The organism is Ktedonobacter racemifer DSM 44963 (genome assembly GCF_000178855.1).
Classification (GTDB): Bacteria; Chloroflexota; Ktedonobacteria; order Ktedonobacterales; family Ktedonobacteraceae; genus Ktedonobacter; species Ktedonobacter racemifer.
This window is the reverse complement of record NZ_ADVG01000003.1, coordinates 870,381-885,298: the sequence shown is the minus strand read 5'-3', so window position 1 is coordinate 885,298 and position 14,918 is coordinate 870,381. Positions and strand designations below refer to the sequence as shown.

The window sequence follows — 14,918 nt, the reverse complement described above, 5'->3', positions numbered from 1 at the left end:
TTGGATCGGCCCTCCCGTTTTGGTCTCACATCAACTCCCCAGGCATTTTACGTCCGGCGGTAGCCACTCTCCAGGACGGCCAGCTTTACGCATGAAGCTGGCGAAGCTGTTGTGTTGCGAACCACAGCAAATTCAAGGCGGCATTGAGATCCCGGTCGATCACCAGCCCACAGGCTAAGCACTGATAGGTGCGGTGTTTGAGCGGCATGCGCTTTTTGACCTGCCCACAGCACGAACAGCGTTTGGTCGAAGGGAACCAGCGCGAGGCGATGAAGAGACCGCCCCCGGCGTTGGCCACTTTGGTCTTGAGGAACTGCAACAGTTGCCCCATCGCGGCATCGGCCACGGCACGCGAGAGCTTCCGGTTGGCCATCATCCCCACGATGTTGAGGTCTTCGATGCCGATGGCCCCACAGGTTCGCGCCAGTTCGGTCGTGAACTTGTGCTGCACATCCCGCCGAATGTTGGCGATCTGCTGATGCTTGCGTGCTACCTTGAGTCGTTGCTTCTCGTAATTCCTGCTGAACACGGTTCGCCTGGTTTGCGGGTCTTTCGTCTTCTGTTTCTTACTGAGTTGGCGTTGCAGCTTGCCGAGTTTCTCGAGATGGAGCGCTAAAGGCCTTTGGTTCTCAAGCCTGCGCCCATCGCTCACCACAGCAGCTTGCTTTACGCCCACATCTACCCCCACCACTGCTTCGGGCGTTGTGGGGCGCTCCCGTGTGATGTCTACTTGGATGGAGACGTACCAGTGCCCCGCTTCACAGCAGACCGTCGCCCCCAGGATCTTGACGCGTTCGCACACGACGTGCTTGCGCGTGTTTCGCTTCTTCGTGGGAGTGGTGGCTTTCCCCTTTTCGACGAAGCGCAGTTTTTCGGCGACGTTCACCGTTCCCAGTCTGCGTAAGAGCTTGCCTCGGTCCTTCTTCGTTTGGCGTTGATCGAGGATGAAGCGGCCAAGTCCGGGAATCGAGATCCAATGGCTTCCCAAGGTGAATTTATCGTTGGAGAGATAAAACGACTCGTGCGACTTCCCCTTTTTCTTGTACTTTGGGTAGTTCGCTCGGCCCGCAAAGAAGTTGTCGTAGGCGTTTTTGAGGTCATCGAACGCACCTTCCACCACACACTTCGTCACGTGATAGGTCCACGGATAGTCCTGCTCCCGGATCTGGTTGAATTGCTTCTTGAGTGCGAGGGCATGTGGCGGTTTGAGCAGGCGCTCCTCTTCAGGAACGATTTCCTGCTCAGCTTTATACGCTTGATACTGCTTCTCCCACTGCTCCCGTCCCCAGTTGTAGATAAAGCGCCTCGTGCCACAGGCTCGTTTGAGATACTCCACCTGTTCAGGGGTGGGGTTCATCCGGATCTTGTGCGCGGTTTTCATCCTTGAGCGCCTTTTCTCCCGCTTTGCGGGAATTCCAGTTGAGCAGGACTCGACACCCGGCAAGTGGCGATCGTTCAGCGAGTGGCTGGCGGCTTCGGAAGGTTGAGCGCCGTGGTCAGATCGACCTCATGAGAGGAGCGACGCCCAGAAAGCGTTCCTTTGGCTTTGAGCCTGCTTTTTCGGTCCCAGCGCTGCACTGTTTTCACGCTGACATCCACCTGCTTGGCAAACGGTACGACTGAGTACCTCTACTTATTCTCACTTACTTTCGCACACGTTGTCAATACCTAGTATGTATCTCCTTGATTAATAGGATCCGTCACATCTCCTGAGATAATGCCATTAAGCTCATGCTGTTGAGACTCTACGACAGAAGATGGAAGCATAAAATGGAACTCCATCACTTTTGGTGATGCCTGTTGGCCGAGGTCACGACAAGCATTTGAGGAAGTCGATGCTCACCTGAGTCCTTTCCGCAGAAAGACTCGGTGATAACCATCTTCTACTCGCCGCCCATCTTCCTCAAATCCAAGCTTGTGATAGAAGCGGAGATTTTCGGTCATCACTTCATTCGTGTACAAGCGAATCTCATCTAACTGCTCTTTTCGCCCCTGCTGTTCAACGAAGGCCATGAGCACCTGCCCCAATCCCTGCCCTTGAAAACGTGGGTCAACGGCGACATTCTCCACAAGCAAACTCCTCTCCCATGACATCATCACCAGGACTCCTCGCACCTCTTCTTCGTTTGCAAGTACATAGACTACACCTTGTGCAATGAGCGCCTCGTAATCGGCATGCAGAGGAGCTGGTTCCCTGCCCATGCGAACAAGATACTTGGAATAGGCTGCGCGAACACAGGCCCAAACAGCCCTTTGATCTGCGGCCTGAGCCTGTCGAATGCGTATGTTTTCCACGTGGAACCTCTCTTAAGAAATCAGGCAGCATGCAGCACCCGTTGACGAAGCAGCGGGAAGCTCGCACGGCCATACATCATCCTTTTGATCAGCTTAAGGCGATTCACCTGTCCTTCCACCAACCCATTACTGTACGGCAGCGTCAGTCCTGCGATGACAGCAGCTTTGTCTCGCTCAATGCCCGATGCAAATTTTTGGAACTCAGGAAGAGAACTGGATGCAACCTTCGCTAACCAGGTATCAAGCTGCTCGCCTTGACGAGTACGAACCATATGTACGCGCATCCTGGACTAATCGATAGGCGGCCTCAATGAGAGGATTACTTTGACACAAGAGAGCAATCTCCTTTTGTTCAGCCTCGCTCAGAGAGGTCGGCTCCTGGACAAAGAGCCAAACGGCTGGCTTTGCAGAGAAACGGGAGAGACTCTCGACGGTGGCAAAGCCTTTCCTCAGCGGCTCCAAAAAGCGATTGACCATGCGAGAGGAATCAGGATAGCCCAGCGCTCGGATTTCTTGCCATAACTGCGTCCCATTGTGGCAGCCCTCTTGCCAACGTTTGAGAACGTAGGGTGCATAAGCATCGAAGCGGCTACGCTTTTTGCGCCGTTGTCGCGCTTCGGGAAACGCTCCTTGGGCGAGCCAACGCTTGATCGTGCGTTCGCTGGGTTGCCCCATCTTCCGAGCAATCTGTTTGGGGGGTAATCCTTGCTCAGAGAGAGCCAAGACTTGCGTATACTGATCGAGGCGTCCAGCGCGTCGAGAGAGACAGATTTGTTCCGTCGCGGGAATGGGAATGGGCCGCCATTCCTGCCGAAGGTCCTGGACAACAGCCTCTTCCGCTTCTTTCCCTGCTTGTCGGACGTCCGGGCGACTACGGGCCAGAAAGGCTTGGAGAAGATCGGTCAGATTACGAATCAAGTGCCAGCGGTCTGCTACTTGGATCGCTTGTGGAGCGCCTTGAGTGGCAGCAATTGCATAATCGGTGCCTCGGTCTCGGCTGATGACCACAATTTCTGGATGAGCTTGAAACCACGCCTTGGCGGTCTTGGTCGAGCGATCAGGAAGCAGATCAATAACTCGATGTGTTTGCAAATCGACCAGAATGGTGCCATAGCGTCGTCCCCGTCGAAACGCCCAATCGTCTATGCCAACATGGATCACTGTCTCAACGACCGGCGTCGGTACGGCTTTGAGCCGCCGCAGGACGGTTGCCGGAGAGGTTGGCATCCCCAAGAGGGTGGCGAGCTCAGCACCTGCTTCTCCACCCGCCGCAAAACCGATGGTCTCTAGAGCTGAACAGAAACGAAGTGTTGTCCTTGCCCAAGGGCGAACCAGATCGGGAAGCCGCTCAGTGAAGATGCGCTGAGGACAATCAATCGTTTGACAAAAGAATTTGCGCACGACGAGCGAAAGAACTATTTGACGTCCGCCGCTTGGAACATCAGCGACGGTACGTCGATAATGGCTATGAATACGTTTCGCTGGTTGCAAACAGCGTGGACAAGCCGATGAAGAGGCAGTTGAGCGAACAAGGACTGTCAAACAGTCATGCAGCACTCTCACCTCATCAAGAACAAGGCCATCTGAAAGAGGAAGAAAAGGGGAAAAAACCACGGGATGATGAACTCCAAGCAAACGCTTACTTTATTGGGATATTACACGTGAGTATATCACAGGAATCGAGCATCACCAAAAGTGATGGAGTTCCAAAATTTCCTAACATCCTTGCAACATAATCGCCTCAGAGAGGACACTCCGGCCAGCTCGCAGGTCCGCCTACTTATCTTCTCGCGCACGACGGGCTTCCGCCATGCCTCCATTCCCGATGGCATTGCCAGTATCAAGCAAATGGCAGCGGCGCGGCAGGTCGCTGTCGATGCGACAGAGGATGCCTCGACGTTTACACCTGCCAATCTGATGCGCTATCGAGCTATCATCTTTTTAAGCACGAGCGGAAACGTCCTCGATGCTGCGCAGAAAGCGGCCTTTGAGGGCTACATACGAGCGGGTGGTGGGTATGTTGGTATCCATTCGGCCAGTGATACTGAGTATAATTGGCCCTGGTATGGACAACTGGTTGGTGCGTATTTCAAAAGTCATCCCTCGCGCCTTCAGCAGGCACGCCTCACGGTTGAGGAGAGACATCATTCCTCGACTGCGAAGCTCCCCCGATCCTGGGCACGTGTCGATGAATAGTATAACTTCAGATCGAATCCTCGCAGTCATGTGCATGTATTGCTTACCATTGACGAGACTTCGTATCAAGGTGGCGAGATGAATGGTGATCATCCCATTTCCTGGTATCACACCTTTGATGGTGGACGTGCATGGTACACTGCCATGGGTCACACGTCTGCAAGTTTCGCTGAGCCTCTGTTCCGTGCCCACCTCTGGGGTGGAATCCTCTATGCTGCCGGGCTCCCCTCCTGACTGTCTCTTCTATATGGCAGGTTTTCCGCAATTTCCATACTCAGCAATATGGAGGCATGAAGCCCTAGGGATGATAATGATTTGTGGATGATTATAATTAAATGAGAAACAGCAACGTTTCTTTGAGAATTTTGGCGGGTACTGAGGGGGCATGACAAGTGTGAATATCCCTCTTCCTTGAGGGAGGAACGAAGCGTTGGCAGATGGTGAAATAGTGCCTTTCAACAAAAAGGAGATGCGTCTGTATGGACGGTGATAGTAGTCAACCTCCCAGTTGTAGGAGGTATTGGTATCGTTCTACAGGCAAAGCGTTCACAAACTGATAGTTTCTGCGTGTGTATGCTCTACTGTCGCTTTGCTGTTCGTTTTGCCTGTGGCCATCTTTCAAGTAGTACTGGAAAACGAGCAGCATAAGGTGCTTCTCCCCTCTTCTTGCACAGGGGGGACGTTGCCAGCATCGGACAGGAGGGTAATGCCGTGGATAAGGTATTGCAATTTGCTGATACGGTCATGGAACACGTCGTCGAGCCCGCCAAGTACACCAGCCAGCCAGCCCCCTGGGTGACACTCGTCGAACAAGGCACGCAATTCCTCAAGATTGTGTGGGCGTGCTGTCAGATTGTCGAATGGATAGGTTTGATAGATTAGGCAGAACAACACCCAGGCGAGCAATCTATTGCTCGCCTGGACGCTTGATTTCCCAACCGTTATGTCTCTCCTCATCGTATTCCTCATATTCAATGCACATGCTTCCTGCCCCTCTGGCATAACCTGCTATAAGTTCTTCTAGCTAACCCCATGTGCAACTTTTTTGCGTGGCTTCTCGCGCCTGCGGCGCTCGCATGGGTAGTGTGTGGGGCGTGCTGGCGGCCGGAGGCCGCCAGCACGCCCCACACACTACCCAAATAACTTGCACATCGCGTTAGCTAAAGGCATCTATTCAAGGGGGATATATGATGTTCATATAGATTTCCTCCTGCTTCAGTTGTCCCGAAGAATGATAAAGCGAAAGGAAGAATAGACTTATGGATGCCGAGGATTTTTTAGAACCCGAAGTTGCTACTACTGCTATAATTGCTGCTGCTCTCTTCTCTCCCAAGGTGCGCAAAGTCATTCGTAAAGGATTTGTCTATGGAGCGGCGGGTGTGCTAGTTGCAGGTGATGTGGTGACCTCATTTGCCCGCGGCCTGGGGCGTGGTATGCAGGTAGCCGCCTCTACCGCAGCACAGCAGACACAGAACGCAGGAAGCCAGGGCCAGCAGGTCGGTGACGCGGCCGCGGGAGGGCCTACCCCTCTTGACAAGGCGGCAGTAAAACCATCAATGCCGGGCAAGGAATGGACACTATGATGCGCAAGGAGTCAGGGGAGATGTCGGGGCGATCGGCGATCGCAAGAGCTGATGAGTCCTTCGAGGTAATAGGACAGCGTATTGGACTGTTCGCCGCACTAACCCGTCAACGTATTCAGCAGGCCATTGTGACAGCACGCGCGGAGGCTGATGCTATGGATCACGTCCAGGCTAAAGCGCACAAGCCGACCAATAGCGATGCAGTAAATAATGATCGCATTCAACCTGCCTTGTTGAGAGCCGAAGCCGTGGTTGATAGCACGAGTAAGCAACTGAGCAACATAAGTAAGCGTGCTCTATTTCAGGCCCAACGGTTTGGAGCCTATCTACAAGAGGATATTGAGGATATCCTGGTAGAAGCGCAACATCTTCGCCTGCTGGCGAAGAAATGATACTGAACGAGTAAAGCGAGAATGTGTATGAGCGTAGCCGTTGTTGGAGAGCCTCTTATTCTTCATACTCTTCCAGGTCGCGTGCGTGTTCATCTCCCAGGATGGTCAAAACAGGAAAGGCGTGTCGCAAAAACGCGATTACGCCAGATGCAGGGAGTCCAGCGTGTCCAGGATAATGAACTGACTGGGAATGTGCTGATCCAGTTTGACGCCACGGTCACGGATGAACAGACTATTCTTGAGGCGGTGAGCCAGCTTGAACTGGCTCAAATTCACATAGTGGAAGCGCAAGAAGCGGCTCCACGCTCGCATGCTGTGACAGAGCGGCGAGGCCGGCTTGTGCGCACACGCATTCCCGTTCGTGGCCTGGAGCGTGACCCCTCCCTGGCTCAGCGTGTACTGGAGAAACTCACTGAATTCCCAGGTATACGAGCAGAGGTAAGCCTCTTAACCGGGCGTGTGCTGGTAGAGTTTGAGGAGCATCAGGCCGAACTGGATGATATTCTGGCGGCAATGACAGGTTTGGAGTTGCCAGAACTTCCAGGAGAATCGAGCCCCACCTATCCTCTTGATGCGGGGCCGCTCGTGCAAAGTGCGACGCGCTTTTTGGGTTCAACGCTTGGCCTGGGCATGTTGGCGGCACGCCGGTTGCTTGGGGCCGAGGAGACTCTGCCCGGTGCTGAAACAGCGGTGCATGTTTCGAGCGTCATCGGCATCCTTCAAGGCATTCCTGTGGTGCGTTATGGGCTACGCAGGCTCATAGGACGCACGGCTGCGGATCTCCTTGTCAGTCTGCCCAGCATCCTTCTGTTGTCACTGGCGAATAGTCCGCTTGGATTGGCCGTGATTGGCTCGGAGTCGCTGGGCCTCCTCACTACCACACAGGCACGACGGCAGACCTGGCAACGTTACCTGGAGCATATGGCGAACGCGCCAACGGACCAACCCGATGCCCTGATACATCTAGAAGCAGGTGAGCGTACTCCTCTGGCTGCTCTTGTCATATCAGGAACTGGAACCGGCATCGGACGTGATGGTATGCCTTTTACGGTCCTTCAGGGTGATTGCATTCCCGCGGGAGTACGGCTCTATGGTGGTCCATTCGCGCTCAAGCTTCAGGGTGCAGCCTCCTTTGACGCGTTCACTCCTCAACCTCGTCCGGCTCCCCTGGCTCCTACCTCCTATGATCGCTATCAGCAGATTGTGGGTCCATGCGTGCTTGCCTTCGCAGGCATAACTGCTCTTTTGACACGCTCCTTGAATCAGACGCTGGTGGCGCTCCTCCTGGTCAATCCTCGCACAGCGTCTATCGGCCAGGATACCGCCGATCTCGCTGCTTATGCGCGCTTGATACGCTCTGGAGTGACGGTGGTCAGTACACGCAAAGAGCGGACGCTTCGTCTTCCACAATTGCTGCTACTCGATGGGGTACGCCTGCTGACCGATGGACTGGAGCTTGGGAGCGCCTTCCCTTTGACAAAGACGCATGACGTAGCGCAGTTGCTCGCCCACGCCGCTAGCGTCTCCATGGCCGCCGGGTCTCCCTGGGGCGATATCTTCAATGACGTGAATTGTCTACCCGCAACCCTGGGCGCTTTTGATGGAAAGGTGGCTACGGCTACGATTGACGGGCAAGGCTATACACTGGGTCCTGTTGAGAATTGGAGTGCGTGGCCAAAGATCGCGAACTTGCGCCAGCGTGGCTACTATGTCCTCGTGCTACGCCGTGAACACGGCGAGCAGCCACTTGGGATCTTCGCGCTTCGTCCGCGCCTGGCACAGGGGGTCGACTTGCTGGTTCAGACCTGCCAGCGTTATGGTGTTGAGATTGGCGTCCTTGCGGCTGGCGATCAGGTTGCGGTTGAAGCCTTTGCTCAGCGCGCGCGTGTCGCACTTTTCAATCAAGATGACGCGTCGACCATCATTCGTGCCCGGCAACAGCAAGGGGGGACGGTGGCGTTTGTCTCTGACCACGCGGCTGCCGCGGCGGGTTTTGCCGCCTGCGATCTGGCGATTGGACTCAGCGATGGTCGCAGTCGCCTGCCAGCACGCGCGGACCTGGTGGCAGGCGATTTACGGGCGATCGTCGCGATCATTGAGGCGAGTGCGTGCCGTGATGCCGCTGTACGTGACGCGGTTGGTTTCTCTCTCCTCTCTAATCTTATCGGTGTTTTCTGGGGCTTGCGTGGTCTACCTGCATTGAAGGTTGCTTCCCGCGGAGTCCATCTGACCTCGCTCGCGGCAATTGCTGCTAGCTGGTTACGTTTACGAGGGGGGAAGCGCTCCAGATCCGCCCTCGCGACGCTAGTCGATCCACATCCTGAGCGCTGGGGACACAGAAGCGTCGCGGAAGTCCTCCAGACGCTGCAATCCTCCCCTTCAGGGCTAACGATGGCGCAAGCGGAGCAACGGCGACGCCAGGCTCCAGTGGTTGTGCCTTCTCGCCGCCTGCTCTCAGCGCTCTGGGAACAGGTTCGCTCTCCCTTGACGGGTATTCTGGCCGGGGGAGCGGCGCTCTCGCTCTTCTTGGGAGCCACTGGCGACGTGTTTCTGATAGGGGGCACGATTCTCCTTAATATCGCCGTAGGTGCCTGGCAACAGCAGAAGGCAGATCAGGTTGCTGAAGCGTTGCAACATCTGGATACAACGAGTGTGCGGGTGCTGCGCGATGGGCAGGCGATGACGGTGGACGCCAGTGAGATTGTGCCAGGAGATATCTTGCTGCTGTCACCTGGGGATCGTATTCCGGCTGATGCTCGCATACTGACTGCCCAGGGACTCGAAGTAGACGAAGCGGCTCTGACGGGCGAATCGCTTCCGGTACCAAAGCGCTCGCACGGCCTGGCGGATGCGAATCATATTTTGTTGGAGGGGAGCGATGTGACCTCTGGTACCGGGTCTGCCGTGGTGGTAGCGGTCGGGCGCCAAACCAGGCTGGGGACCCTCAAGGCCGCCCTAGCTGCTGAAGAAGAAGTGCTCAATCCACTTGGTGTTCGCTTAACTCAGATCTTGCGCTATTTTCTGCCGCTTTCTCTGGCGGGTGGGACGCTCGTCATCGGGGCTGGCTTGCTCTGGAAGCGCTCGCTGACAGCGCTCATAACCACGGGAGTCACGGTAGCCCTGGCGGCAATCCCAGAAGGGCTCCCCCTGCTTGCCAGGGTCGGGGAGGCCGGTGTAGCGCGTCGGCTTATTGGTCATAACGCGGTGGTGCGACGGCTCTCGGCTGTTGAAGCACTTGGACGCGTGGATGTCGCCTGTGCCGATAAAACGGGTACGATGACCAAGGGACGCCTGATGTTGACCCTGGTTGCTGACATGCAGCAGGAGGCGAGTGTGCCAGGGGAACTCTCGCCAGCGTTGAGACAGGTCCTGTCCACTGCTGCTCTCGCCAGCCCACATCCAGATGCGCCAGATATGCGCGCTCATCCAACTGACGTGGCGATCATCCAAGGAGCGTTGGATGCCAATTTAGGCGATGAACTCTATGTCGAGCATCGCACGGAACTTCCTTTCGACCCAGTCCGTTCTTTCCATATCACCGTGACGCGGGGGCGTTCTTGCCTTAAAGGAGCGCCGGAGGTGCTCGCTGAGCGTTGTCGCTGGATGCTGGTACATGGTGAAAAACTGCCAGTAGACGCGCAAAAGCGACAGGATCTGCTCACACGGGCCCAGAGCCTGGCGGAACGCGGTTTGCGTGTTCTGATGGTGGCTGAAGGAAGCAGCGCCAGTTTACTTGAAGACCCGCAAGACCTGACGGCGCTCGGTTTCGTCTGCATCAGTGATCCACTGCGTGAAACCGTGTTCCCGGCGGTCCAGCGCTGTCATGAGGCGGGGGTACGCGTCATCATGATTACCGGTGACCATCCCTCAACGGCCCGCGCTATCGCGCGAGAGGCGGGTTTGCTGGTGGATCAGGGCCAGGTCCTGGTCGCGAAAGAACTCGCCGATCTTCCTCATGAGGAAGTCGACAGACGCCTGGAGCGGGCAGCCGTTATCGCGCGTGCAACCCCTTTAGATAAACTGCGCATCATTGAACACTTGCAACGTCGTGGGCATGTCGTTGCCATGACGGGTGATGGAGTCAATGACGCACCCGCGTTGCGCTTAGCCAATGTTGGCGTTGCTATGGGCATTGGAGGAACAGAGGTCGCCCGGCAGACGGCCGACCTGGTCCTGACTGACGATGATTTTTCTACGCTGGTGGAAGCACTTGTCGAGGGACGTAGTTTCTGGCGTAATATTCGGCGTGCACTGGGGCTGCTACTTGGAGGCAACATGGGTGAACTCGCGCTGGTAGTTGGCGCAAGCCTGCTTGGTTTGAGTGCCCCGCTTACCGCTTCCCAGATGCTTGCGGTGAACGCAATCACAGATATTTTCCCTTCGCTAGCTGTCGCGCTTCAGGGGCCTGAGCATCGGCGACTTGCTCATCTTAGCCGCGAGGGCGAGGGCGCACTTAACAGAACCTTGCGTTTTGATGTGTTGCGTCGTGGACTTGCAACAGCACTACCGTCTCTGTTCTCCTACCTCATCACCCGGTTGACGGGTACCTTGCCACAGGCTCGCTCTGTGGCCTTTGCCAGCGTGGTGATAACCCAGCTTGCGCAGACGCTTGACGCAGGGCAGGCTGAGGGGACACTTACCCCCTCGGTGCTGACCGCGGTCGGTGGTTCGGTTGTTGTACTAGCCGCTGCGTTCATTTTCGCGCCACTTCGCACGTTCCTGGGATTGGCCTTTCCTTCAGCTCTCGGATGGGCCCTGGTGGGAAGTAGTGCCCTGGTAGCCGTCGGCTTAAGCCGCTTGCTCATTCAGCCAGAAGGAGGGGGGCAGCTCAAATGAATGATCGATTCCTATGATTGACGCCGATTTCTTACATGGCCTCTCAAAATCGGTCGAAGTCGCACCCAAATTACCAGTGAGAGAAGCCTTCTCAGCGCTGTCTCAGGTTTTCCACAGCACCTCCTTACATCCACATGATATGCTTCAATAAAAATGTGGTTGACGAAATGCAATGCTGAAAAAGGAGGACAATGCACCAGGAGTTCCCGATTCTGTTCAATATTGCGATGGGCTTTTCCGAAGGCAGTATCGAAAGGTACGCGGATGCCGTAAGGCGGAGCCATTACGATCTTTCCTCCTCTACAGGAGCCAAACAACAGGCCCTGGAAAGCTTGCTGACTGAAGAGAAGCAGAATGAGTAGACCTATGATAGGAATTGACCATTCAGAGCCTGGGAAAACCGCTCTTCATCAGGTATACTTTTCTGAACGTTGCCATTGTGTCCGTCGTCTCAGACTGGCCTTTGGAACACTTCATTTATCGCTCGTGCAGGAGGGATACCGATAATCACACCGACTGTTGAAGGCATTGATCTGTTCAAAAAGGGGGAAAAATGATGGTTCAAAGAGTCCAGGACAAAGTGGCCATCGTTACTGGAGCGGCTCAGGGGATTGGACGGGCATGCGCCCAGATGCTGGCACGCGAGGGAGCACGTGTAGTAATTGGAGATATCCAGGAGGATGCGGGACAGGCCGTTGCAACCGCTATCCGTGAAGCAGGAGGTGAAGCGATCTTCCAAAAAGTAGATGTGATGGAGGAGAAGGATTGTGCAGAGTTAATAGAGATGGCTGTGCACAACTATGGGCAACTCGATGTGCTGGTCAATAATGTAGGCTGGTATCCTCGCGCCACGCTGGAAGAAACTTCCGCTGACCTGTGGGATCGTATCCTGGCGATCAATTTGCGGGGCGCTTTTTTCTGCTGTAAGTATGCTGTTCCTCGCATGCGTGCAGTGGGAGGCGGCAGTATTGTCAATATTGGTTCGATCAACGGTATTCAAGGGCATGCTAATCTCGTCGCCTATGCCTCAGCTAAAGGTGGACTACTAGCGCTAACACGAACATTGGCAGGGGCGTATGCAGCAGAAAAGATTCGTGTCAATTACGTTATTCCTGGATGGGTGCTGAGCGAGGGAGAACTGGCCTTGCACAGAAGCCAGGGAACCAGCGAAGAGGATCTTTTGCAGATAGGGAAAACCTTGCTTTTAGGACGCCACCAAACACCTGAAGATACGGCCTATGCGGTAATATATCTGGCATCTGAAGAGTCCGCACAGATCACGGGCAGTACCTTCCACATTGATGCGGGAGCGTCGACTTTGCCGATTCAACCAAGAGCGACCTAGCTCACGTATTCACGAAAAAACGCTACCTCATCTATTGTTTTGACTGCCATCAAGCGCTTCAATTCTACAGGGTCCTCAATTTTGTCAAGATAGTTTAGCAGTTTAAAAGGGCCTTCAGTTCTCTTTTACTCTTGCCTCGGCTCGCACAGCGAACCTTAAGGGAAGAGGTGTGCGTGGTGGCGAACTGGCAGAGCCAGTTCGCCACCACGCACACCCCTTCCCTTTGAACGCCGTAGGCGCGAATTTATGGATCTACTTGCGAAGCCTATTCCTCAAATTCTGCTCTCAAAGGTTTAATGATCTCCTCATCGAGGCGGTGAACGATACCTTCTGGATAGGGTGCGCGCAAACTCAGGATGAGATGTGTCGCGCCAGCCTGGGCATAGCTGCGTACCTGGTTGCGAGTTTCCTCCAGGTCTTCGGGATAGACCAGTACTTGTATTGAGCGCTGAATTGTTTGTGGGTCTCGTCCAATGGCGGCACAATGGTTATCGAGGACAGCGCTCCTCTGCTGAAACATTTCAGCGTCGCCGCCGACAAAGTTCCATATAGAGGCGTACTGAGCAACGATGCGTAGCGTCAATTTTTCACCAGCTCCGCCAATAACAAAGGGTGGATGAGGCTTCTGTATGGGTTTGGGTTCACAGTAAGCGTCTTTAATTTGATAGTATTTGCCTTCATAGCTTGGCGCGGTTTCGGTCCACATCCGTTTAATGATCTCACATGCCTCGCCAAGGCGCCGTATACGTTCTCCAGTAGAGTAAAGGGGGATACCATAGGAGCTATGCTCGCGCTCATTCCATCCCGCGCCGATGCCGAAATCCAGGCGACCCCCTGAAATAATATCTACAGTGGCTGCCATATTGGCCAAAACTGCCGGATGCCGATATGTATTACCTGTCACCATCAGGCCCAGGCGTACGCGTTTGGTTACAGCCGCGTAGGCTGCCAGCAACGTCCAACCTTCCAGGCAGGGACCTGTGAAATCCTTCCCCAGGGGCATAAAGTGGTCGAAAAGCCAGGCGTGTTCAATGGATGGGATACTATCGGCCTCCTGCCAGACGCGGAGCATATCCTCGTATGTCGTGTGCTGCGGTACCGTTTTAATGCCAAAGCTCAGCTTTTTACCTGCCGTCATTGTGACTCCTCTTGCTCATAAATAGTGTGGGTATACAATTTGCTCACGAAGTGTTTCAATCTGGAGAGGACAACGAGCCTACACCGTTTCCTCAGCCTCAACTAGAGTATACTGCGAAAAGCAGTAGAAAAAACCGGTCAAAGGAACGATGTGCATAGGGGGAACAGTATGGTAATATAAGGATGCAAAGAACACAAATGTTATTTGTCAAATTTCGGGATTCATAATTTAGGACTATGCTTGCATGGTCTTGTACCCACAGCAATTGTTACCGCTCCGAGAAAAGACCAGGCAAGCCTGGAAACTACAACCCGCTTGATACCTCTGGATAATGCTATTGTTCTTGTTTATGCTGGCGCAACTATGTTAGTGGCTGGTTCTGTTTTGCGTGGGAGGCCGTAGAAGGCGGGCTCCAGGCGAGAGGGGTGGATTTTGCCGCTGAGGCCGAAGAACTCGCAGAAGTTCATGATGAGGGGACTCCATTTCTCTGGATCGATATAGTTGCTTGCGCCGGGTACGAGGAGGTCTTCCGCGATGTGGACGCGGAGAATGCGCATCTCGATAGCCTTGATGCTTCCATTCTGCTCGTCAAAGGCGTGTACCTGCTCGACCTGTGCCTCCAGCTGGATCGGGCATTCGGCCACGAGTGGCGCGTTGACGAGGTCCGCAGGGATGGGGGTTAGCCCTGAAATGCCGAACTTATCCGGCTCATAGCGATAACCGATCTCTGCCTTGGATTCAGGGACGGGGTTGCGTCCCGTGGTGAGGGCCAGCCGATCGACCGCGCCAACAAGCTCGGTCGAGGGGAGATTGAGCACGCCCTGGCCCTCGCGAAGCAGATTCTCCACCGTTTTTGATCTCCCACTCATTCCCAGCATGCATGATTGGTTTAGCCACCAGGCTGAGGACATCGGGGCGAGATTGAACGATCTATCTGGATTACGTGTGCTGATGAGGACGACGGGCGTGCCAAAATAGAGAATTTTAGGCTCGATGATTCTATGCATTAGGATAGCTCCATTCTTCATGCTTGTGCGGGGATAGGCTATGCCAGCATGGCCCCTACTGTTTCAGGTGTGGTATAAGGCCATGCCAGCATGGCCCCTAGATGTGCCAAGCATACGGCAAAAATG

Annotated in this window: 12 protein-coding genes and 2 pseudogenes; 7 read left to right on the top strand and 7 right to left on the bottom strand. The window is 54.7% G+C overall.

The window, feature by feature from the left end:
- Positions 1 to 85: 85 nt before the first annotated feature.
- From KRAC_RS32885 to KRAC_RS32870, 5 genes and pseudogenes are all read right to left on the bottom strand, one after another.
- Positions 86 to 1,381 carry an RNA-guided endonuclease InsQ/TnpB family protein gene (locus KRAC_RS32885; RefSeq protein WP_007914801.1) on the bottom strand — a complete coding sequence of 432 codons (1,296 nt, stop codon included), beginning with the start codon at positions 1,379 to 1,381 and terminating at the stop codon, positions 86 to 88.
- Positions 1,382 to 1,458: 77 nt separating this feature from the next.
- A pseudogene (locus tag KRAC_RS62965) lies at positions 1,459 to 1,599 on the bottom strand (MerR family transcriptional regulator); the annotation flags it as partial.
- 240 nt (positions 1,600 to 1,839) lie between these two features.
- Positions 1,840 to 2,295, bottom strand: coding sequence for a GNAT family N-acetyltransferase (locus tag KRAC_RS32880; protein ID WP_007914800.1), 456 nt, complete (start codon positions 2,293 to 2,295; stop codon positions 1,840 to 1,842).
- Between the two features lie 20 nt (positions 2,296 to 2,315).
- Positions 2,316 to 2,567 carry an ISL3 family transposase gene (locus KRAC_RS76505; protein WP_040445485.1) on the bottom strand — a complete coding sequence of 84 codons (252 nt, stop codon included), beginning with the start codon at positions 2,565 to 2,567 and terminating at the stop codon, positions 2,316 to 2,318.
- The gene (locus tag KRAC_RS32870; RefSeq protein ID WP_244422379.1) at positions 2,536 to 3,837 is read right to left on the bottom strand and encodes an ISL3 family transposase; all 1,302 of its coding nucleotides are present in this window, start codon (positions 3,835 to 3,837) and stop codon (positions 2,536 to 2,538) included. Before KRAC_RS32870 ends, KRAC_RS76505 begins: the two co-directional genes overlap by 32 nt.
- 156 nt (positions 3,838 to 3,993) lie before the next feature.
- Between KRAC_RS32870 and KRAC_RS76500 the strand changes: the two are divergent.
- The 7 genes and pseudogenes from KRAC_RS76500 to KRAC_RS32840 all read left to right on the top strand — a co-directional run bounded on the left by KRAC_RS76500 (position 3,994) and on the right by KRAC_RS32840 (position 12,647).
- A pseudogene (locus KRAC_RS76500) lies at positions 3,994 to 4,725 on the top strand (ThuA domain-containing protein).
- Positions 4,726 to 5,202: 477 nt separating this feature from the next.
- Positions 5,203 to 5,373, top strand: a complete 171-nt coding sequence (locus tag KRAC_RS32860; RefSeq protein ID WP_157507403.1) for a hypothetical protein — start codon at positions 5,203 to 5,205, stop codon at positions 5,371 to 5,373.
- A 377-nt stretch (positions 5,374 to 5,750) separates the two neighbouring features.
- Positions 5,751 to 6,074 (top strand): hypothetical protein, encoded by a 324-nt coding sequence (locus KRAC_RS62960; RefSeq protein ID WP_007914797.1) that lies wholly within the window; start codon positions 5,751 to 5,753, stop codon positions 6,072 to 6,074.
- A gap of 20 nt (positions 6,075 to 6,094) precedes the next feature.
- Positions 6,095 to 6,466 carry a hypothetical protein gene (locus KRAC_RS32850; RefSeq protein WP_157507401.1) on the top strand — a complete coding sequence of 124 codons (372 nt, stop codon included), beginning with the start codon at positions 6,095 to 6,097 and terminating at the stop codon, positions 6,464 to 6,466.
- A 27-nt stretch (positions 6,467 to 6,493) separates the two neighbouring features.
- Positions 6,494 to 11,302 (top strand): HAD-IC family P-type ATPase, encoded by a 4,809-nt coding sequence (locus KRAC_RS62955; RefSeq protein WP_052568766.1) that lies wholly within the window; start codon positions 6,494 to 6,496, stop codon positions 11,300 to 11,302.
- 191 nt (positions 11,303 to 11,493) lie between these two features.
- Positions 11,494 to 11,664, top strand: coding sequence for a hypothetical protein (locus KRAC_RS71945; RefSeq protein WP_007914791.1), 171 nt, complete (start codon positions 11,494 to 11,496; stop codon positions 11,662 to 11,664).
- A 191-nt stretch (positions 11,665 to 11,855) separates the two neighbouring features.
- A complete protein-coding gene (locus KRAC_RS32840; protein ID WP_083814941.1) occupies positions 11,856 to 12,647 on the top strand; it encodes an SDR family NAD(P)-dependent oxidoreductase in 792 nt (263 codons plus the stop codon).
- 265 nt (positions 12,648 to 12,912) lie between these two features.
- Here KRAC_RS32840 and KRAC_RS32835 read toward each other — a convergent pair whose 3' ends face one another.
- Together KRAC_RS32835 and KRAC_RS32830 are read right to left on the bottom strand one after the other, a co-directional pair.
- The gene (locus tag KRAC_RS32835; RefSeq protein ID WP_007914787.1) at positions 12,913 to 13,785 is read right to left on the bottom strand and encodes an LLM class F420-dependent oxidoreductase; all 873 of its coding nucleotides are present in this window, start codon (positions 13,783 to 13,785) and stop codon (positions 12,913 to 12,915) included.
- 347 nt (positions 13,786 to 14,132) lie between these two features.
- On the bottom strand, positions 14,133 to 14,792 hold the full coding sequence (locus KRAC_RS32830) for a flavin reductase family protein (RefSeq protein ID WP_007914785.1): 660 nt from the start codon (positions 14,790 to 14,792) through the stop codon (positions 14,133 to 14,135).
- Between the last annotated feature and the right edge of the window lie 126 nt (positions 14,793 to 14,918).